Source organism: Alteromonas nitratireducens (genome assembly GCF_040812025.1).
In the GTDB taxonomy this organism is placed as follows: Bacteria; Pseudomonadota; Gammaproteobacteria; order Enterobacterales; family Alteromonadaceae; genus Alteromonas; species Alteromonas nitratireducens.
This window is the reverse complement of sequence record NZ_JBFNPK010000005.1, coordinates 1-19,386: the sequence shown is the minus strand read 5'-3', so window position 1 is coordinate 19,386 and position 19,386 is coordinate 1. Positions and strand designations below refer to the sequence as shown.

General features: G+C 51.8%; 19 protein-coding genes. 12 read left to right on the top strand and 7 right to left on the bottom strand.

The window, feature by feature from the left end; all coding sequences use genetic code 11:
- Positions 1 to 11: 11 nt before the first annotated feature.
- The gene (locus AB1N33_RS06075; RefSeq protein WP_411270653.1) at positions 12 to 2,129 is read left to right on the top strand and encodes an exonuclease domain-containing protein; all 2,118 of its coding nucleotides are present in this window, start codon (positions 12 to 14) and stop codon (positions 2,127 to 2,129) included.
- A 51-nt stretch (positions 2,130 to 2,180) separates the two neighbouring features.
- Complete coding sequence (locus AB1N33_RS06070; RefSeq protein ID WP_411270652.1) at positions 2,181 to 2,447, top strand: TIGR03643 family protein; 267 nt, start codon at positions 2,181 to 2,183, stop codon at positions 2,445 to 2,447.
- A 152-nt stretch (positions 2,448 to 2,599) separates the two neighbouring features.
- On the opposite strand, the gene AB1N33_RS06065 is transcribed toward AB1N33_RS06070, so the two are convergent.
- The 7 genes from AB1N33_RS06065 to cutA all read right to left on the bottom strand — a co-directional run bounded on the left by AB1N33_RS06065 (position 2,600) and on the right by cutA (position 9,358).
- Entirely contained in the window at positions 2,600 to 3,532 is a 933-nt protein-coding gene (locus tag AB1N33_RS06065) for a hypothetical protein (protein WP_411270651.1), read from the bottom strand.
- Between the two features lie 407 nt (positions 3,533 to 3,939).
- Positions 3,940 to 5,283, bottom strand: a complete 1,344-nt coding sequence (accC, locus tag AB1N33_RS06060) for an acetyl-CoA carboxylase biotin carboxylase subunit (protein ID WP_411270650.1) — start codon at positions 5,281 to 5,283, stop codon at positions 3,940 to 3,942.
- A gap of 12 nt (positions 5,284 to 5,295) precedes the next feature.
- On the bottom strand, positions 5,296 to 5,751 hold the full coding sequence (gene accB, locus AB1N33_RS06055; protein ID WP_411270649.1) for an acetyl-CoA carboxylase biotin carboxyl carrier protein: 456 nt from the start codon (positions 5,749 to 5,751) through the stop codon (positions 5,296 to 5,298).
- Positions 5,752 to 5,767: 16 nt separating this feature from the next.
- Positions 5,768 to 6,208, bottom strand: a complete 441-nt coding sequence (gene aroQ, locus AB1N33_RS06050; protein ID WP_411270648.1) for a type II 3-dehydroquinate dehydratase — start codon at positions 6,206 to 6,208, stop codon at positions 5,768 to 5,770.
- A 192-nt stretch (positions 6,209 to 6,400) separates the two neighbouring features.
- A complete protein-coding gene (locus tag AB1N33_RS06045; protein ID WP_411270647.1) occupies positions 6,401 to 7,210 on the bottom strand; it encodes a M23 family metallopeptidase in 810 nt (269 codons plus the stop codon).
- A gap of 3 nt (positions 7,211 to 7,213) precedes the next feature.
- Positions 7,214 to 9,013 carry a protein-disulfide reductase DsbD gene (locus AB1N33_RS06040; RefSeq protein WP_411270646.1) on the bottom strand — a complete coding sequence of 600 codons (1,800 nt, stop codon included), beginning with the start codon at positions 9,011 to 9,013 and terminating at the stop codon, positions 7,214 to 7,216.
- 21 nt (positions 9,014 to 9,034) lie between these two features.
- On the bottom strand, positions 9,035 to 9,358 hold the full coding sequence (cutA, locus tag AB1N33_RS06035) for a divalent-cation tolerance protein CutA (RefSeq protein ID WP_411270645.1): 324 nt from the start codon (positions 9,356 to 9,358) through the stop codon (positions 9,035 to 9,037).
- A 178-nt stretch (positions 9,359 to 9,536) separates the two neighbouring features.
- On the opposite strand from cutA, the gene AB1N33_RS06030 reads away from it, so the two are divergent.
- From AB1N33_RS06030 to AB1N33_RS05985, 10 genes are all read left to right on the top strand, one after another.
- A complete protein-coding gene (locus AB1N33_RS06030; protein ID WP_411270644.1) occupies positions 9,537 to 10,034 on the top strand; it encodes an FxsA family protein in 498 nt (165 codons plus the stop codon).
- A 258-nt stretch (positions 10,035 to 10,292) separates the two neighbouring features.
- Positions 10,293 to 10,583 carry a co-chaperone GroES gene (locus tag AB1N33_RS06025; RefSeq protein WP_115593773.1) on the top strand — a complete coding sequence of 97 codons (291 nt, stop codon included), beginning with the start codon at positions 10,293 to 10,295 and terminating at the stop codon, positions 10,581 to 10,583.
- A gap of 38 nt (positions 10,584 to 10,621) precedes the next feature.
- A complete protein-coding gene (groL, locus tag AB1N33_RS06020; protein WP_411270643.1) occupies positions 10,622 to 12,262 on the top strand; it encodes a chaperonin GroEL in 1,641 nt (546 codons plus the stop codon).
- A gap of 101 nt (positions 12,263 to 12,363) precedes the next feature.
- Positions 12,364 to 13,014 carry a hypothetical protein gene (locus AB1N33_RS06015; RefSeq protein WP_411270642.1) on the top strand — a complete coding sequence of 217 codons (651 nt, stop codon included), beginning with the start codon at positions 12,364 to 12,366 and terminating at the stop codon, positions 13,012 to 13,014.
- A 230-nt stretch (positions 13,015 to 13,244) separates the two neighbouring features.
- On the top strand, positions 13,245 to 14,405 hold the full coding sequence (locus AB1N33_RS06010; protein ID WP_411270641.1) for an NAD(P) transhydrogenase subunit alpha: 1,161 nt from the start codon (positions 13,245 to 13,247) through the stop codon (positions 14,403 to 14,405).
- Complete coding sequence (locus AB1N33_RS06005; RefSeq protein WP_411270640.1) at positions 14,405 to 14,689, top strand: NAD(P) transhydrogenase subunit alpha part 2; 285 nt, start codon at positions 14,405 to 14,407, stop codon at positions 14,687 to 14,689. Before AB1N33_RS06010 ends, AB1N33_RS06005 begins: the two co-directional genes overlap by 1 nt.
- A 27-nt stretch (positions 14,690 to 14,716) precedes the next feature.
- Entirely contained in the window at positions 14,717 to 16,090 is a 1,374-nt protein-coding gene (locus AB1N33_RS06000; RefSeq protein ID WP_411270836.1) for an NAD(P)(+) transhydrogenase (Re/Si-specific) subunit beta, read from the top strand.
- A gap of 254 nt (positions 16,091 to 16,344) precedes the next feature.
- Positions 16,345 to 16,788, top strand: coding sequence for a hypothetical protein (locus AB1N33_RS05995; RefSeq protein ID WP_411270639.1), 444 nt, complete (start codon positions 16,345 to 16,347; stop codon positions 16,786 to 16,788).
- An 89-nt stretch (positions 16,789 to 16,877) separates the two neighbouring features.
- Positions 16,878 to 18,788 (top strand): biosynthetic arginine decarboxylase, encoded by a 1,911-nt coding sequence (gene speA / locus AB1N33_RS05990; protein WP_411270638.1) that lies wholly within the window; start codon positions 16,878 to 16,880, stop codon positions 18,786 to 18,788.
- Positions 18,789 to 18,824: 36 nt separating this feature from the next.
- On the top strand, positions 18,825 to 19,355 hold the full coding sequence (locus tag AB1N33_RS05985) for a transposase (RefSeq protein WP_411270637.1): 531 nt from the start codon (positions 18,825 to 18,827) through the stop codon (positions 19,353 to 19,355).
- Positions 19,356 to 19,386 lie beyond the last annotated feature (31 nt).

Sequence of the window (19,386 nt, the reverse complement as noted above, 5' to 3'; positions counted from 1 at the left end):
TCTATTATCCCATGCGTAAAACACTGCCAGCACGCTATTACCTGACACACTTTCATGAGTTTTTGCAGTTTTTCGACGGTGCTAACAGCGCGTTGTTAACCAACGAAGCACATGACTTTATCTCAGCGTTTCGCGCGCTCGATGAGGATAAACAGTGCCTGATTGCACGCGCCGCGAACCGAAAATACGCCATTATCGATCGTCGCCAGTTTGCGTATGCGGAAATCAATGCGCCTCAGCAGCACCTCGATGCACTGATTGAACAGGGGTATTTTGGGCCGCTCGAAGAGGCTGCGCTACCGGACATTGCCAGCGCGCTCACCAAAGACGCCATTATTGCTATTCTGGAGACCTCGATTACCGGTGTGACGCTGACATCGAAGTCGAAGAATGCGCTGGTCAGTCTTTTGGAGCAGACCAGCGATACCATTAACTGGCCTTCGGTAACGGACAGCGATTATCTGGTTTGCCGGTTTAGTAGTGTACTTAACTATCTGTTATTTCTTTACTTTGGGAATACCCGTGGGCGACTGAACCAGTTTTCGATGCGTGATCTTGGCATCATGCGCACACGCGAAAACGTCAGTGGTGACAATACCCGTTTTGAAAATGTGCACGAGGCCAGCGGAGCATGGCACTACATCACCCAGTGCCAGTCGATTCCTTTCATGGAGGCTGAGCAGCTCATCGCGTTAGCTCAGCAGCCTCATCCGGCGGTGACGTCGGTACAGGCCGCACCCTATCGGGACCGCTTTTTTTTCACACTGGGAACAACGCTGCTGACCCATGATACCGGGCTGGCATTGTCGGTGCTGCGCCGCGCAGACTCTGATGAGGCAAAAGAAAAATGGCTGCGTGAGGCCTATAAGGCCGGTTTGAAAGACGAGGTAAAAGCCGCACTTGAAAGCCATATCGAAAACCCGCCGTCTGACACCTTTCTGGCGTTTGCTGAAGATTTTTACGCCCGTAAGTTTCATCAAAAACGTACCAGCGTAGTAACGGATATGCTTCGCAATGCAAGCCGCTCGCTGGATCTGGACGAAAGTCAGCGACACCAGGTAGAGCGTGGTGTCATGGCTGCCTACCGGCGTCGGGGAAGTCAAAGCTGGCGTACCGAAAATACCCTGTGGCGCAGCCTGTTTGGCCTCACATTCTGGTCGTTGCTGTTTGAGCAGGATACGCTGGTAACCGAATTCGACCGGCGACCTCAGTCACTCAAACATAACACCTTCTATGCCGACTTTGACGTGCAGATTGACGCTTTGCTGCAGTCGCTGGATTCCGCCGATACCATGCTACGGCACGTTACCCGCATGGCCACAGAACACTACGGTAAAAGCAACTGTCTGTTCATCTGGCATCGTGATGTGCTGACGCCAGTTAAGGTATTGCTCGAGGCGACCTCGTGCAAGCAGGTGTGTCAGGTGCTGCTGGCCATGGCCAAAGACTTTCACAGTTTAAGTGACGGGTTCCCCGATATCATGGTGTTGGAAGACGGCGCATTGCGGTTTGAGGAAATCAAAGCTCCGGGTGATCAGATCCGCCGTAATCAGCTTGTCAGCATACAGTGCCTGAAGCAGGCCGGGTTTGATGTCACCATCACGCAGGTTAACTGGGTGCGCGATCCCGACCAGCCGTACGCGGTAGTCGATATTGAAACTACCGGCGGCAACAGTGCTTACCATCGGGTAACGGAAGTCGGTATTGCCAAAGTAATACGCGGGGAAATTGTTGATACCTATCAGACACTGATAAACCCCGAACGCCGTATCCCGTCAGCGATTACCCGGCTGACCGGGATCAGCGATGACATGGTGGCAGATGCGCCGGTTTTTGCTGAGGTAGCCGATGCCATAGACCGTTTTACCGCAGACTGCGTGTTTGTGGCGCACAATGTAAATTTTGACTATGGCTTTATTAAACAGGAATTTGCCCGTCTGGAGCGCAGCTATCGCCGGCCTAAGCTGTGTACGGTCAGGGAAATGCGCCGCGCCGTGCCTGGCTTGCCAAGTTATTCACTGGCGTCGCTGACTGCCCACTATGACATCACCATGGAAAGACACCATCGTGCGCTGTCAGACGCGAAAGCGGCTGCGGCCCTGCTGAATATTGTGCATGACAACAGCTGAACGAAATCGCCGTTTTTCTCGTAGCACAACAAAAAAATACTGAGCTCTTTTATGAAACATGAACTCAATGCGGTGGATCAGTCTCGTGTTATAGAAATGGCATGGGAAGATCGTACTCCTTTCGAAGCCATTGAAAAGCTGTACGGACTGGATGAAAAAGCGGTGATTAAACTGATGCGTGCAAGTTTGAACGTGCGTGCATTTAAGAACTGGCGGGCCCGTGTCAGCGGAAGAAAGACCAAGCACAAGGCCCTGCGACCTGCAGGCGTTGACCGCGGCTACTGTCCGTCACAGTACAAACCAAAGGGGGCCGGCTGACCGCCGTTCCGTGAAAACCGGCGCGATAAAAAATTAACTATTCGTAATTTTAAAAAAATGAACCCGGCTATCACTACGCGCGTAATGGATGATGCACTGTTGAAAGTGTGTACGCGTTCTTGCTGTTTGGCCCATCGTTTGATGGGCCTTTTTTATTGCCCGTGTGCAAACGACAGCTTTATACCGGTTAACAGCCGCGACACACTGTCGATAACGTCAATCCGAACAAACCAGTCCAGACGGTGCTGGTGAGACAGCACGCCGTCAAACTCGGCTGACGCCCCATGACCGGTACCGAGGAAGTCCTCTGTCAGCTCAGCCCGGGCACCCAGCCCGTCGCTGACATAAGAATAATGAGTAAAAAACGACACCGGATACTGACCAAGATGAAACTCACCGGACAGTCCGACAACCGCTTTGGTGCCTGATTCATCCAGTCGGTGCACCAGTTCGGCAAAGGCAGTGCGTCCGCTGGTAAAACGATGCCGGTATTCTGCCCGTGCGAAGTTTCCGCCGGTCATGCGTTCCAGACTAAACTCATACGACTGTGACTGGTCGATGCGCGCCGAATATTCCAGCTCAATATAATCTGCTTTGTCGGGCAGCGACAGCGCCCTGCCGGGCTGCGTGTTATTCAACTGGCCGACGACTAGCTCAAGCTGGCTGTCATCAGGCAAAAGACGTACGTGGCGAAGCCCTTCAATCCAGCCATCCTTAGACAATCCTGATGACGACACCCTGCCTTTGTAGGTGGGAATGACGCCGAATTCAGTCTTACCGTAATCTGCCTGATGACGTAAATACAGGCGACGTACGTGAACGCCCTGATCCGACTCGCCAAAGGTGTTGTGACTGGCACTGAAATCGTCGCCGGTGACAGCAAACGCGTTTAATGACCATGATGAGTAGGCTGATAAAGAGAGCGACGGATAATAGCGTATCCGGTACTGATCGCGACTGGCGCGATTGCTGCGCATGTCATGGCGCACCTGTAGGTCAGTTTTGTCAGCGTAATGCAGTTCGGCCCGCACCAGGGCAGGAGAGAGGGCCAAACAAGCCAGCAGACAGGTCAAAAGCGATTTCATGAACACCGGTGCCTGAAACGGGTTTACGCAAATCATGACAAAAAAAGCGGTCAGCAAAAAGAAAAAAAGCCGGTGCAGAGGCACCGGCGGAGAATGGAGGAAGACTCCAATGGGGTATTACAGCTAAGCCTGTTTCCAGTTCAGGGAGAAGATAGTCATGTCAATACAGCGCACATGTATCTAAAACTGGTGCAGGTAGCGGGACTACCTGCAAAACACATAGCCAGTATAGGGGCGCCAGATATCCGTGACTATCGGAGATAATTGATTGTTGTAATCAATAAAATAGAACTATCGAAAAACGGTTAATCAAAAATTTATTACTATCGGTGTCGACGGCCTTTGAATATAGACAGCGCGATCAAAAATGCCGCACGAGGTGCGGCATTTTTATGGTCTGACGGGTATCACGACATACCGAGTTTTTTCTCGAGGTAGTGAATATTGGTACCACCGGCGAAAAAGTTTTCGTCTGCCATAATGTTACGCTGCAGCGGAATATTGGTCTTGATGCCATCAATGACCAGTTCGTCCAGTGCATGACGCATGCGCGCAATCGCTTCGTCACGGCTTTCACCGTAGGTGATCAGCTTGCCAATCATCGAGTCGTAATAAGGCGGTACGCTGTAACCGGCATACACATGTGACTCCCAGCGAACGCCAAGACCACCTGGGGCATGGAACATATTGATTTTGCCCGGGCTTGGGACGAAGGTGTTGGGATCTTCGGCGTTAATCCGGCACTCAATCGCATGGCCACGGATCTGAATTTGTGACTGGTCAATCGACAGCGGCTGCCCGGCGGCAATGCGAAGCTGCTCTTTGATCAAATCCACGCCCGTGATCATCTCTGACACCGGGTGTTCTACCTGAATACGGGTGTTCATTTCGATGAAGTAGAACTCGCCGTTTTCGTACAGGAATTCAAACGTACCGGCACCGCGGTAGCCAATTTCAATACAGGCGCGGCGACAGCGGTCGCCAATTTTGGCACGCATCTGCTCCGAAATACCCGGCGCAGGCGCCTCTTCCACTACCTTCTGGTGACGACGCTGCATTGAGCAGTCACGTTCACCCAGGTGAATGGCATTCCCCTGGCCATCGGCGAGCACCTGAATTTCCACGTGACGCGGGTTTTCCAGGAACTTCTCCATGTAAACCATCGAGTTGCCAAATGCTGCACCGGCTTCTGCCTTGGTGGTTTCAATGGCTTTAATCAGCTCGCCTTCGTTGCGCACAACACGCATACCACGACCACCACCGCCGCCGGCGGCTTTCACGATAATCGGGTAACCAATACGTTTAGCGATGCTCTTGTTGCGCTCTTCATCATCGGTCAGCGGACCGTCTGAGCCGGGTACACAAGGTACGCCCGCTTTTTTCATCGCATTGATAGCTGACACTTTGTCACCCATCAGGCTGATGGTCTCGGCAGTCGGGCCGACAAAAATGAAGCCGCTTTTCTCTACCGCTTCGGCAAAGTCCGCATTTTCTGCCAGAAACCCGTAGCCCGGGTGAATGGCAATAGAATTGGTGACTTCGGCTGCCGCAATAATGCGCGGAATATTCAGGTAGCTCTCTGTCGCCGACGCTTTACCAATACAGATGGACTCGTCGGCAAGCAGCACGTGCTTGAGGTTTTTATCCGCAGTGGAATGTACCGCAACGGTTTTGATGCCCAGCTCTTTACAGGCACGCAAAATACGAAGCGCTATTTCCCCACGGTTGGCAATGAGTACTTTATCTAGCATGGTATTGGCCTGTTATTCGATGACAAACAGTGGCTGGTCAAACTCGACAGGATCCTGGTTATCCACCAGAATTTCTTTCACCACGCCGGCTTTATCGGCTTCAATCTGGTTCATCATTTTCATCGCTTCAATGATGCACAGGGTGTCGCCGACATTCACCTTCTGGCCAACTTCAACAAACGGCTTGGCCGTGGGTGATGATGCGCGATAGAACGTACCGACCATTGGCGAATTGACTGTGTGACCCGCTGGTGCAGCAGGTGCTGCCGCTTCTGCAGGCGCTGCCGGAGCCGGCGCAGGGGCTGGCGCAGGTGCCGCTGGCGCAGCAAAGCTGTAATTCATTGGCTGAGGTGAACCAGACGGACCACGGTGAATACGTACTGATTCTTCACCTTCCGTGATTTCCAGTTCCGCAATGCCGGATTCTTCTACAAGCTCGATAAGTTTTTTAATCTTTCTGATATCCATGATCTGTCTCAGTGTCTTAATGTTGTTTTGGCTGAAATTGTAATGCGGCGGTCAGGGCCAGTGAGTAACCAATGGCGCCCATACCCATGACGACACCTGCTGCCACATCTGAAAAATACGAATGCTGTCGGAACGGCTCACGCGCATGAATGTTGGAAAGATGCACTTCGATGAAGGGCACCGAAATTGCCAGCAGGGCGTCACGTAACGCCACGCTGGTGTGCGTGAACGCGGCCGGATTGATAATGATGGCGTCAATATTGTCTTTCGCCTGGTGAATACGCTCAATCAGCGCATGCTCGGCATTTGACTGAAAGTGCACCAGCGAAGCCCCTGCAGAGGCGGCCTGCGCCTCCAGGTCGGCAACAATGTCATCCAGCGTCTGGTGACCGTACTTGTCTGGTTCTCTGGTTCCTAACAGATTAAGGTTAGGCCCGTTTATCACTAAAATATTCATCAAAAATGCTGCTATCGTGCTTGAAAATTAAGACTTAACGCCATTTCAACAAAAAATGCGTCAGCTTGCACGAAAAAACATCAATCCGTCTTTCATGTTTCGACAATAGTGCCTGATTATAGTTCTGTTCACAGATTTCGCAGCAAAATACTGGTCTAATCAGGTGAAATCGCCGCAAAGTTTTGATGAAAATTAACGTCTGGTTGGTTGGGTTTGCGTAATATCGGAGGACAGGACGAAGGGCACAGTGACATACTGGCCGTGAGGTTTGGCCATATACACACCAAAATGCAAATGGGGCAGCGACGAGAAACCGGTATTGCCGGTATAGCCGAGAAGCTGACCGGTTACGACCTTTTCGCCGCGTTTTACCACGACACCCTGATAGTTAAGGTGATAGTACTCGCCGGTTGTGCCATCGTCATGCAGTACAGCCACATAATTAGCGTCGCTGGCGAAGCGCTTTGACGGTCCACCGCGCTGACTGTCCTGTTTGGTGTCGATCACAATACCGCCGCGCGCGGCCAGCACCGGCGTGCCTACCGGCGCCGCAAAATCCAGCGCATAGCGTGAGGCACCCTGATGGCTGTAACTGCCGTTAAAGCCCTGTACAACCGGGTACTTGTCGGGCGGCACCAGCGCAGGCTGGTAGCGCACGGTATCATCATGGCGGGCGTTTGGATTGCCCACCGTCCAGCGCACCGACATGTTTTCCCAGAACCCTGCCGATGTGGTCAGGGTGCCGAGGGTATGTGGCGTGTCATCATCAAGAAAGGCGCTGGCATGGTGGCCGGGCAGTAACGCCGAGTAGAGCGTGAGGATCACCGGCAGTGGCTGGCTGCGTGTCGCCGTCACCAACGCCTGCTGTCCTTCTTCCTTTATATGAATACAGAACCGGTTATCGTCGAAGCAGCCAGAAGACTGAGCGGCATCAACGAGGGGCGATGCCAGCAGGGAAAGGCACAGTGTCGTCAGCCACAACCCTGCAATACGCATCATCATGCCCTACTGTGCCGGTGCGTCCGGTAAAGTGCGGCGGACATGCCGGGCGAATTTATCGGCTTTCATAAAGCCGGTCACACGGGAGCCTGGTACTTCCTCACCGTCGGTATTGAAAAACAGAATTGTCGGCAGGCCAAGCACATCAAAGGCCTCCTGAAACGCCAGGTTGGTTGGCGTATTCTCAGTCAGATCAATCTGCATCCAAACGGTGTTGCTGAGCGCGGTAATGACCTGCTTATCAACAAACGTGTACTTTTCAAATTCTTTACAGGCCACACACCAGTCGGCATACAGGTCAACCATGACAGACTTGCCATCGGCGTTCGCCGCTGCCAGCTTTTGCTGAAAGTCGTCGAGGTTTTTTACCACCAGAAATTCCGGGTGTGAGACCGCTGCAGCAGTGCTATCACCCGCCGATGACGGCGTATGCCCAGACAGGGTCTGATACCCCACCATGGCACTGACAAACAGACCGAGAAAGATGATCAGCGCACGTACGCCCTTGGCAAAACCGGTCTGGCTGCCCTGGTTCATCACCTGATAATAACTGAACGCCGCCAGGCCCAGTGCCGCATAGAGCAGGTTGACGTACTCACTTGACCACAGCCGCTCAACAAAAATGAGTGCCACAGCCACCATCATAAACCCGAAGGTCACTTTGACGATGTTCATCCAGTTACCGGCTTTCGGCAGCAGTTTGCCGCCTGTCATGGCGAACAGGATAAGCGGGATCCCCATGCCAAGACTCAGTACATACAGAGTAACAAAGCCGAGTACCGCATCGCCGGTCTGTGCAATAAACAGCAATATGCCGGTTAGCGGCGCGGTGGTGCACGGCGACGCCACCAGGCCAGACAACACACCCATCACAAACACACCAATATACGACCCGCGTTTCTGATCGTTGCTGACCTTATTGAGCTTTTCCTGCCACGACGACGGCAACTGCAGTTCGTACGCGCCGAACATAGCCAGTGCCAGCAACAGGAAGATCACAATAAATGTGCCCAGTATGGCCGGGTGTTGGAGTGCGGCCTGAAACTGCACGCCGGCTGAGGCGACAACCAGTCCAAGCAGCGAATAGGTAATGGCCATACCCTGTACATATACCAGCGACAGCCAGAAGGCCCGCGACAATTTAATGTCTTTGCCCTGGCCAATTACAATGCCTGAAATAATCGGATACATCGGGAACACGCACGGCGTAAACGCCAGACCCACACCCAACGCAAGAAACAGCAACAGCGTCAGCGGCAGGTTGTCGTCATTGCTCAGGCGCTTAGCCAGAGAAAACTGTTCGGATTCGGTGGTTGTGCCTGCCGTCGCGTCCGCTGCGGGCGCCTCGCCCACCGCATTCAGATAGACCTGCTTAACGGTCGGCGGGTAACACAGACCCGCTTCGGCGCAGCCCTGATAGCGCACCTTCACCAGTGCATCGTTTTTCGCCTGGGTGACAGGAATGACGATGCGTAACGAGGTGAAGTACACATCAGATACCCCGAAAAACTCATCTTCTATCTGCTGGGCTGTGGGGAACTGTGGCTCGCCGGTACTGGCGTCCCTGGTGACAAACTGAAACTGCTTTTTATATAAATAGTAGCCATCAGCGATATCGAACTTCAGAATGAGTTGCCCGTCTTTTTGTTCAAAATCAAACACAAAGGCCTGATCTACCTGCAAGAATTCGGGTTCAGAACTGGCAAACGGATCATCCATATCCTGGGTATCAAACTGGGCTGACACCGTCAGGGGAAGGCTCAGTAAAACGAGCAATAAAAAGGCATACATACGGCGTAAATTCATGAAATCCTCAACGTTGACCTGCTACTTAGTGTCTGCGACTTCGCTGTGAAGCCAGTGCAGATAAGCTTCACTGCCACTGACGCTGTCAATGGTCAGCCACTGCGGCACATCGTACGGGTGCAACTGCGACAGTGCTTCCCGCGCACGCTCACTGGCCGCTGCCGTGGTTTTGATCACCAACTGGTATTCGGTGTCGCGCTGAACGGCATTGTCCCAGCGATACAGCGATTCAATCGCCGGCACAATCTGTACACACGCGGCCAGCCGCTTTTCCAGCAGCGCGGCGGCGATATGTCTGGCGCTGTCCACATCCGGTGCGGTGCTTAATGCGATAATGGCTGTCATAGTGTTACCTTCAGACCTGTCTTGTCACAGTATTCTTTCATAATTACGTATCTAAGTCGTAAACCGGTTATCGCATTGTTTGGGTAAGTGGTCTGTCGCACCGGAAAACCGGTGAAACCATTGTTATTCTGCGTTGTCACCCCAATACACAGACATAGTGCATTAACAGGAGATCACCGTGCCACTGCTATTTTTACTTTTTGCGGTCATGCCGATTATTGAAATTACCGTGCTGATACAGGTCGGCGGCATGATTGGCGGCTGGAATACGGTAGCTATTGTTATTCTGACGGCATTCGCTGGTGCCTATCTGGTGCGCCGCGAAGGACTGCAGACGCTACAGACGGCGCAGCGCAAAATGCAGCAAAATCAGTTGCCGGGCAGAGAAATGATGGAAGGTCTGATGCTGGTGATTGCCGGTGTCCTGCTGGTTACACCGGGCTTTATCACCGACATCATTGGTTTTTTATTTGTGTTGCCACCAACCCGAAAGCTGCTTGCAGCAGGATTAAGCAAGCATCTGAAAATGCGCGTGGTGACGTCGCAGGGAGGCTTTACCGCGTACAGCCAGCATGCGGCGCCGGAGGATTTTCGCTCCCCGCGTGGTGAGGGTGACATCATAGAAGGCGAATATGCCGACAAAACCGAGCAGGATCCGGATCACCGGTTACGCTGAGCAGGCAGTGGGTGCGTGTTTTTAGCGCCCAACGTCCACGTTTGTTAATTAAATTTCTTTATTCCACAAGCGATTAGCGACAACCAAAAAAAAATTGCACTTTTTTATGCAATGCCCCTTGAGATTGTCGGGGTACTCCCCCATTTATCCGAGCAGAATGAATTTTGTCCGCAAGGACACTTGGGTATCCGACACATACACCCGTGTGCGTCGTACTAATAATCAACTTGAATAGTGAAATTTTCAGGAGACTTGAAAATGGCAATTCGTCCTTTACACGACCGCGTAATCATCAAGCGCGCAGAGCAAGAAAGCAAATCTGCTGGCGGTATCGTTCTTACCGGTTCTGCAGCAGAAAAGTCTACGCGTGGTGAGGTTATCGCAGTTGGCAATGGCCGCATCCTTGAAAATGGCGATGTGAAAGCTCTGGACGTTAAAGTAGGCGACACCGTTATTTTCAACGACGGTTATGGCGTGAAAACTGAGAAGCTGGACGGCGAAGAAGTGCTGATCCTGAGCGAGAGCGACATCCTGGCGATCGTCGAGTAATCACCCTACCGGTTTAACTGAATATAGAGGAAATCATCATGGCAGCGAAAGAAGTACGTTTTAGTGACGACGCACGTCAGAAAATGCTGAAAGGCGTAAACACCCTGGCGAACGCGGTAAAAGTAACTTTAGGTCCAAAAGGCCGTAACGTAGTACTGGATAAGTCATTCGGTGCACCTACTATCACTAAAGACGGTGTGTCTGTAGCCAAAGAAATCGAGCTGGAGGACAAGTTCGAGAACATGGGCGCGCAAATGGTGAAAGAAGTCGCGTCTAAAGCCAACGACGAAGCCGGTGACGGTACAACTACTGCAACTGTACTGGCACAGGCCATCGTGACTGAAGGTCTGAAGTCTGTTGCTGCGGGTATGAACCCGATGGATCTGAAGCGCGGTATCGACAAAGCGGTTGTTGCTGCGGTTGAAGAACTGAAAGCCCTGTCTACTGACTGTGCCGACAGCAAATCTATCGCACAGGTAGGTACCATCTCTGCCAACTCTGACTCAGAAGTGGGTGACATCATTGCCCAGGCGATGGAAAAAGTAGGCAAAGAAGGCGTTATCACCGTTGAAGAAGGTCAGGCGCTGCAAAACGAGCTGGACGTGGTTGAAGGTATGCAGTTCGACCGCGGTTACCTGTCTCCTTACTTCATCAACAATCAGGAAAACGGCACAGTCGAACTGGACAACCCGTACATCCTGCTGGTTGATAAGAAAATCTCTAACATCCGCGAACTGCTGCCTACCCTGGAAGGCGTAGCTAAAGCAGGCAAGCCGCTGATGATCATTGCTGAAGACGTAGAAGGCGAAGCACTGGCTACACTGGTAGTTAACAACATGCGCGGTATCGTGAAGACGGCTGCGGTTAAAGCGCCAGGTTTTGGTGACCGTCGTAAAGCTATGCTGCAGGACATCGCTGTTCTGACTGGTGGTACTGTTATCTCTGAAGAGATTGGTCTGGAGCTGGAAAAAGTTCAGCTGGAAGATCTGGGTACTGCGAAGCGCGTGGTTATCAACAAAGACAACACCACTGTGGTTGACGGTAACGGCGACGAAGCGGCTATTGAAGCACGTTGCGCACAAATCCGTGGTCAGATTGAAGAGTCTACTTCAGACTACGACAAAGAAAAACTGCAGGAGCGTCTGGCCAAGCTGTCTGGCGGTGTTGCAGTAATCAAAGTCGGTGCAGCTACCGAAGTTGAAATGAAAGAGAAGAAAGACCGCGTTGAAGACGCGCTGCACGCAACCCGTGCTGCGGTTGAAGAAGGCGTGGTACCTGGTGGTGGTGTTGCCCTGGTTCGTGCGGCCGCGAAACTGGCTGGCCTGACGGGCGACAACGAAGACCAGACTCACGGTATTAAGCTGGCACTGCGTGCGATGGAAGCGCCACTGCGTCAAATCTCTTACAACGCGGGAGCAGAAGCGTCTGTAGTTGTTAACGCAGTGAAAGCTGGCGAAGGCAACTACGGTTACAACGCGGCCAACGATACCTACGGCGACATGCTGGAAATGGGTATCCTTGACCCAACGAAAGTAACCCGTTCTGCACTGCAGTTCGCGGCATCTATCGCATCTCTGATGATCACAACAGAAGCGATGGTTGCAGAACTGCCGAAAGACGAAGCAGCCCCAGCAATGCCTGACATGGGCGGCATGGGTGGCATGGGCGGCATGATGTAAAGCCCTGCCTCGCAGAGAAATAAGAAAACCCGGCATTACGCCGGGTTTTTTATTGGCTGAAAAAGTGTGTACTCTGGATAAAAATCGCAGGTTTTACCCCTATGACGCTTTACGAACCTAAACACCAACTCAGCAACATTATTGATTATTGCCGCGATAATCCCGGTTTCACGCTTTCTATTGCCTATGTCCTGCTGACGCTGTGCGGCATTTTTTACAGCGACGCGTTTTATGGCGAATTCAGCATCCCGTATCTCAAACTGGCAGAATCCAGTGATTTATTGATTGTTGGACTGGGTGAACCGGCAGCACTGTTTATGTTTGTCGGCGCGCTTATTCTTGCCTGGCTGGTTGACTACCTTACTGTCAAATCCTTCGAGATAAGGCAGCGCTGGCTGCAAAAGCCCGGTTCAGTGGTCCAGCGCCTGGTGACGATTATTCTGTACACACCAAAACATCGCGAGTCGGTTATGTTCGGGATCATTCTTGCTTTTGTTCTGTATGGGATGATGTTTGTGACACTGTACGCAGAATGGCAGGCCGAGCAGGTTAAGGCGGGAAAGGGGCAACGCATTGTTGCCGCGATGCAGGAGGCAAGCGGGTCACACGACACCATTTTGCTGGGCTCTACCGCAAATTACCTGTTTGTTTATTCGGTCGATGGAAAGCAGTCACACATCTATTCGGTACAAAATATTCAGTCACTACAGCCCGAGCTTCATCAGAAACCTTCCAACACCGATACCCGATAACTCGCCGGATGCGGCTTGCCCGCGTCCGGCTACTTCTTTCAGACCTGCTTTTTTCTCGCCATATTCACACTGACTGTACGATAAATAATCCTTTTTTGTTTATGTTTTAAGCTGTAGGCTGTTGTTATATAACTCTGATTTCTTGAGTATATTCTAGCCATAAATAAACAAAATGGTCTGACCTTGCAGTTAATGTCATGCTCATAAAGCGGTGCTAGCAGGAGAATAGTGTGAAACTCATTGTTTTAAATGAAGCTGTAGAGAACGTATTGTGCGAGAAGACCGACAAGCGGTGTCCTGTCACGCCCTCAACGGTCTCCCGACTAACAAAAAAAGGGATAGAAATCATTATTGAGTCTGGCGCGGGTATAGCGTCGGGTTATGATGATGCTTCACTTATCGCATCGGGCGCGGCGTGCGTTAATGATATCACACCGGCTCTCCCGGAGGCCGATATGCTGGTCTGCGTTAATCGTCCCAGTCAGCAAACCCTCGACGGACTCCGATCCGGCGCCATGGTTGTCGGGCATATCGATCCGTTTTTCCAGCAGGGGCTGGTTGAGCATATGGCACAAAAGCAGCTTACCGCCATTTCTGTTGAGATGATTCCGCGTTCGTCGCGGGCGCAGAAAATGGATGCGCTCAGCTCTCAGGCCAGCCTTGCCGGGTATGTCATGGTCATGAAAGCCGCCACACACCTGCCCTCTATTCTGCCCATGATGATGACGCCGTCAGGCACGATAAAACCGGCAAAAGTCTTTGTTATTGGCGCAGGTGTTGCCGGTTTACAGGCTATCGCCACCGCAAAACGCCTGGGTGCAAATGTGTTTGCCTACGACACCCGCGATGTTGTTGCCGAACAGGTAGAGTCGCTCGGCGCGAAATTCCTGCACATTGATATTGGTGAAACCGGCCAGACCAAAGACGGTTATGCCAGGGAACTCACTGATGAGCAAAAGCGCAAGCAACAGGACGCCCAGCGCGATGCTATCGCCGGCTCTGACATTGTGATCACAACCGCTCAGCTGTTTGGTCGCAAACCACCGCAATTAATCAGTAAAGACACGCTGGCACTGATGCGCCCTGGCAGTGTGGTAGTAGATATGGCTGCACAGGGAGGCGGTAATGTTGAAGGTTCGGTTGCCGGTGAGGTGGTTACCGTTGAAGGCGTCACCGTCATCGGTACCGGTGACTGGAGTCAGGAGGTGGCGCGTGCCGCCACAGATATGTACGCCAACAACATCATGAACCTGATTGACGAATTTTATGACGATGAGCGCAAGCTGTTCGTGCTCGATCTGGAAGATGACATTCTGAAAGGCTGTGTGATCACCCACGACGGAGCGGTAACCAATGACATGCTGCTCAATGCCTATAAAGGAGACCACTAATGGAAACCATTTACCTCATTTTTATTGTGCTTCTTGCGGCATTTCTGGGTTTTGAACTGATACGAAAAGTGCCTGCTACGCTGCACACGCCGCTAATGTCTGGCTCCAACGCGATTTCCGGTATCACCCTGGTGGGCGCTCTGGTGTCTGCGGGGGCAGGCGACGCGCTGATAACAACCCTGCTGGGCACCGCGGCGGTGGCGCTGGCGACCATTAATGTGGTGGGTGGGTATCTGGTGACCGACCGCATGCTGGGCATGTTCAAGAAAAAAGAGAATAAATAAAGGAGCTGCCCGGTGAGTAATATTGATATGACAATTAATCTGGCCTACGTCGTTGCGGCGGCGCTGTTTATTTTCGGACTAAAGTTGCTCAGCCATCCCGGCACCGCAAGAAAAGGCAATGCCGTTTCGGCGCTCGGTATGCTGGTCGCCGTGATTGTGACGCTGCTTGATCAGCAGATCATCAGCTATACCTACATCATTGCCGGCGTTGTTCTTGGCACGGCCATTGGTGTGTGGAAGGCGCGTACCGTACAAATGACAGCCATGCCGCAAATGGTATCGCTATTCAACGGTTTCGGCGGTGCCGCCTCTCTGTTGCTGGCATGGGCCACGCTGTCGGGCATGTCAGTACCGGCACAGCAGATGGCAACGCCATATCTGATGCTGTCGTTGTTCTTCACCCTGCTGGTAGGGGGCATCACCTTTTCCGGCTCAGTCGTAGCGTGGGGTAAGCTTGCTGAGAAAATCAGCACCCGAGCGGTGATTTTCACCGGCCTGCGTGAACTCAGTATTCTGCATATCCTGGGTATGGTCGTGGTGGCCTACCTGTTTATCAGTGAGCCGGGTGAACCACTGTGGCTGTATGTGACTATCGCACTGGCACTGAGTTTTGGTCTGTGGGCAACCATCTCCATCGGTGGTGCGGATATGCCGGTGGTGATTGCCCTGCTTAACAGTTATTCCGGTATTGCCGCCACAGCTGCGGGTCTGGCGGTTGGCAACACCATTCTGATTGTTACCGGTCTGCTGGTGGGGGCATCCGGCCTGATCCTGACCAATATCATGTGTAAGGCCATGAACCGCTCGCTCATGAATGTACTGCTGTCAGGATTTGCCACCCCGGTTGAAAGCGCAGAGAAAATTGAAGGGGAAATTCGCGTCTTACCTGCTCAGGATGCGTTTTACGTACTGGAAGCTGCATCGGCTGTACTGGTCGTGCCCGGTTACGGCATGGCGGTTGCGCAGGCACAGCATGCTGTGCGCGAGCTGCAATCGCTGCTGGAAGCGAATGGCGCGACCGTGGATTACGCCATACATCCGGTGGCCGGGCGAATGCCGGGTCATATGAACGTGCTGCTGGCAGAAGCAGATGTGCCGTATGATCAACTGCTCGAAATGGATGACGTAAACCCGAAAATGGAAAACTATGATGTGGTTATCGTGATTGGCGCGAATGACGTGGTCAACCCGGCCGCAAAAGAAATGAAAGGCAGTCCTATTTACGGCATGCCGGTGATTGAGGCGTATCGTGCACGTACCGTGTTTGTATTGAAGCGTTCCGCCAGTGCGGGCTTTGCGGGGGTTGATAACCCACTGTTCTTTAAAGAAAACACAAGAATGGTATTAGGCGATGCTAAGGACACCATTAACAGTATCATCCGCGAATTTGGTGACGATTAACCACGCCGGCTGACAGCCCATCTGTCAGCCGCTATTCGTCTGCAGCGGTCATAGTCGCGACAAAACGTCGCCAATGCCCCGCGTGTTAGTGTACAATCCTTGAACATGCTGACCGCCAGCGTGACGTTGTTCACGTTGTGGTTGGCAGACCCGAACAACACCAACAATAAAAATGATTCGGCAATCTACAACAAGTAAGAAAGTAGCACAGGGAGTGTGGGAAACATTTTCTTATAGAAAAGGCCGCATTCATTATGGCAACAAAGCAATACGAGATCAGGAAAGTCGATAACTGTTTTCTCGTCAGAACAACCGGTGACTGGGATCTTCAGAACGATCTCAGCTACATCTCAGATCTGTCCGATGCATTGAAAAGCAGGCAGGGTAAAGCCTTTTACCTGGTGGTGGATATGCGCGGCCTGGCCGTGCCCGACAGTGTAAAAAACAGCAAAAAGAACTACCCGATTCACTTAGACCGCCGTAATCAGCAGGGCGAGATCTGGCTAATGGACGATTTTAGCCAGACCGAACACCTGCTGATTTACTTTGAAAAGGTGGGCTTTGAACTGAAACGTACCACTGAGCCGGGCGAGTTCATCGACTGGCTGTATCAGCGAATTGCACCGCACACGCTTAACGAGATCGTGAGCTGGATTGGCGATGCAGATTCTTCAAAAAATAATCGACAGTTAGCATAGCGTCGTACAATCTCTTGTCTATAATACGCGGTTTTGAACCAGAATTTTCCTTCGGCCCGAAAGGTCGATAACAGGTTGAGGTAAATACGTTGGCGAATTGGAGCATCGAAGAAGCAGAACGCGTCTACGGCGTGTCGCAATGGGGTGGTGGCTATTTTCAGGTCGGCGAAAACGGAAACGTGCACGTCACGCCGGTACCTGGCGATCCCAGCATCCGCATTGATTTCAAATCGGTCATCGAGGAAATACGCGAAGAAGGCGTCCAGTTTCCTGTGGTGGTCCGGTTCCACGATATTCTTCGCTCGCAGGTAGAAAGTCTGAATATTGCCTTTCGTGAGACCATCGCGGAAGCGCAGTATCAGGGGCAGTATCAGGGCGTCTACCCGGTTAAAGTTAACCAGATGCGTGAAGTGGTGGAAGAAATCGTCGATGCCGGTGCACCGTTTAATTACGGTCTGGAAGCCGGTTCAAAAGCCGAGCTGCTGACCGTACTGGCGATGAATGTTAACGAATCCTCGCTGACGGTACTGAACGGATACAAAGACCAGGAGTTCATGAAGCTGGCGCTGCTCGGACGTAAGCTCGGCAGAAAAATTGTGGTTGTAGTCGAGAAGTACAGCGAGCTGCTGCTACTGGTAAAAACTGCCAAGAAGCTCGACATTGAGCCCATCATTGGGGTACGCGCCAAGATGACCGTGAAAGGGCGTGGCAAGTGGGAAAGCTCTGGCGGCGAGCGCGCAAAGTTTGGTCTCACTATTTCCGAGATCATCAAAACCGCGCGTTACCTGGAAGAAGAAGGCATGGCGCACTGCCTTAAGCTGTTGCACTTCCACATCGGCAGCCAGCTGACGGACATCCGCGCGGTAAAAGAAGCCATGACCGAAGGCGCCCGTATTTATGCCGATCTTTATAAAATGGGCTTTCAGCTGGATTACGTTGATGTTGGCGGCGGTCTTGGCATTGACTATGACGGCAGTAACTCCACCAACGAGTCATCACGTAACTACAGCATGCGTGAATACGTTGCCGACGTTGTGTATGGCATGAAAGAAATGTGTGACCTGGAAGGTGTGCCTCACCCCAATCTGGTCAGTGAAAGTGGCCGTGCGATTACGGCACACCACAGTTGTGTGATCACCGAAATAGTGGGTGAGATTAAGTCGAACAGTGCACAGGTTGATACCGCTGTGAGCGAAGGCGAGCATTTCTTCGTGAAAAATATGCGTGAAATGTATGAAACGCTGGATGACGAGCCCAACATGCAGGAAGTCTATAACGACGCCTCGCAATACAAAGAACAGGCGCTCGATGCGTTTAAATTGCGCGTGCTGTCGCTGGAGGAACTGGCCAAGATAGAAACCCTGTACTGGCAAATCATGGAGCGGTTGCAGGCCTGGTATGCCAATCAGGAATATGTGCCGGAGGAGCTGCAGGAACTGGATTACAGCTTATCTTCACAATACCTGTGTAACTTCTCGGTGTTCCAGTCAGCAGCGGATACCTGGGCTATTGACCAGCTGCTGCCGGTAGTGCCACTGACCCGCATGAACGAAAAGCCAACGGTGAACTGCTCGCTGGTGGATATTACCTGTGACAGCGACGGCAAGATTGACCAGTTTACCATTGGCCGTGAAATCACCGATGTGCTGCCAATGCATCCGCTGAAAAAAGATGAGCCCTACTATGTCGGCTTGTTCCTGACCGGTGCATATCAGGATGTAATGGGTGACATGCATAACCTGTTTGGCCGCCTGAATGAGGTGCATATCTTCAGTTATGACGACGACCCGGAAGACTTCTATATTGAAGAGGTTGTGAAAGGGTCATCGGTAGAAGATGTGCTAAATATCATGCAGTACAATCCGCGTGCGATGGCGTCGGATGTGAAACGGATGATTGATAAGCAAATCTCTGCGGGCAAGATTAACCCGCGTGAAGGGGTACGCTGGACCGACTTTTATGAAGCCTGTCTGAGTGGCTACACCTATATGAAAACCTGATAGAAAAAGGCGGCACTGTGAAGTGACCCCCAATAGTTGGACATTCCAATTACTGGGGGTCTTTTTATGTCCAAATACAATAGAGCGTTTAAGTTAAAGCTCGCCAAACTCGCTCAAACTCTATCTTCCGGGGAGGTGGGCAGACGCTATGGGGTTACATCCAACCTTATTCGATATTGGTCGCAGGTATACAGCATCAATGGTGCTGAGAGTTTTACGCACCCACATCAACCGTATTCACTTACATTTAAATCCCATGTACTGGCAACGATGACGGAGAATGGCTGGTCTTTAAACTATACCAGTGCGCACTTTGATTTATCGAGTCAGGGCATATTATTTCAATGGCAAAAGCTATATGCTCAGGGAGGACTATCTCGTCTCACTCCCCGGAAAAAAGGCAGGCCTAACGTGACTACGCATTCTACAACGCCAAAACCCTCAGCTGAAATGACTGAAAAAGAACTCAGAGAGGAGTTGGACTATTTACGGGCGGAGAATGCGGTCTTAAAAAAGTTAGAAGCCTTGGCTCAGGCCAAAAAGAAAAAAGCAAAGAAAAGACCCTAGTGGTCGATGAGCTCAAGGCACAACATGGCTT

Bases quoted from the DNA above. Each gene is read 5' to 3' on its own strand.
- AB1N33_RS06075 (WP_411270653.1), top strand. From the start codon at position 12: ATGCGTAAAACACTGCCAGCACGCTATTACCTGACACACTTTCATGAG.
- AB1N33_RS06070 (WP_411270652.1), top strand. From the start codon at position 2,181: ATGAAACATGAACTCAATGCGGTGGATCAGTCTCGTGTTATAGAAATG.
- AB1N33_RS06065 (WP_411270651.1), bottom strand. From the start codon at position 3,532: ATGAAATCGCTTTTGACCTGTCTGCTGGCTTGTTTGGCCCTCTCTCCT.
- accC (WP_411270650.1), bottom strand. From the start codon at position 5,283: ATGCTAGATAAAGTACTCATTGCCAACCGTGGGGAAATAGCGCTTCGT.
- accB (WP_411270649.1), bottom strand. From the start codon at position 5,751: ATGGATATCAGAAAGATTAAAAAACTTATCGAGCTTGTAGAAGAATCC.
- aroQ (WP_411270648.1), bottom strand. From the start codon at position 6,208: ATGAATATTTTAGTGATAAACGGGCCTAACCTTAATCTGTTAGGAACC.
- AB1N33_RS06045 (WP_411270647.1), bottom strand. From the start codon at position 7,210: ATGATGATGCGTATTGCAGGGTTGTGGCTGACGACACTGTGCCTTTCC.
- AB1N33_RS06040 (WP_411270646.1), bottom strand. From the start codon at position 9,013: ATGAATTTACGCCGTATGTATGCCTTTTTATTGCTCGTTTTACTGAGC.
- cutA (WP_411270645.1), bottom strand. From the start codon at position 9,358: ATGACAGCCATTATCGCATTAAGCACCGCACCGGATGTGGACAGCGCC.
- AB1N33_RS06025 (WP_115593773.1), top strand. From the start codon at position 10,293: ATGGCAATTCGTCCTTTACACGACCGCGTAATCATCAAGCGCGCAGAG.
- groL (WP_411270643.1), top strand. From the start codon at position 10,622: ATGGCAGCGAAAGAAGTACGTTTTAGTGACGACGCACGTCAGAAAATG.
- AB1N33_RS06015 (WP_411270642.1), top strand. From the start codon at position 12,364: ATGACGCTTTACGAACCTAAACACCAACTCAGCAACATTATTGATTAT.
- AB1N33_RS06005 (WP_411270640.1), top strand. From the start codon at position 14,405: ATGGAAACCATTTACCTCATTTTTATTGTGCTTCTTGCGGCATTTCTG.
- AB1N33_RS06000 (WP_411270836.1), top strand. From the start codon at position 14,717: ATGACAATTAATCTGGCCTACGTCGTTGCGGCGGCGCTGTTTATTTTC.
- AB1N33_RS05995 (WP_411270639.1), top strand. From the start codon at position 16,345: ATGGCAACAAAGCAATACGAGATCAGGAAAGTCGATAACTGTTTTCTC.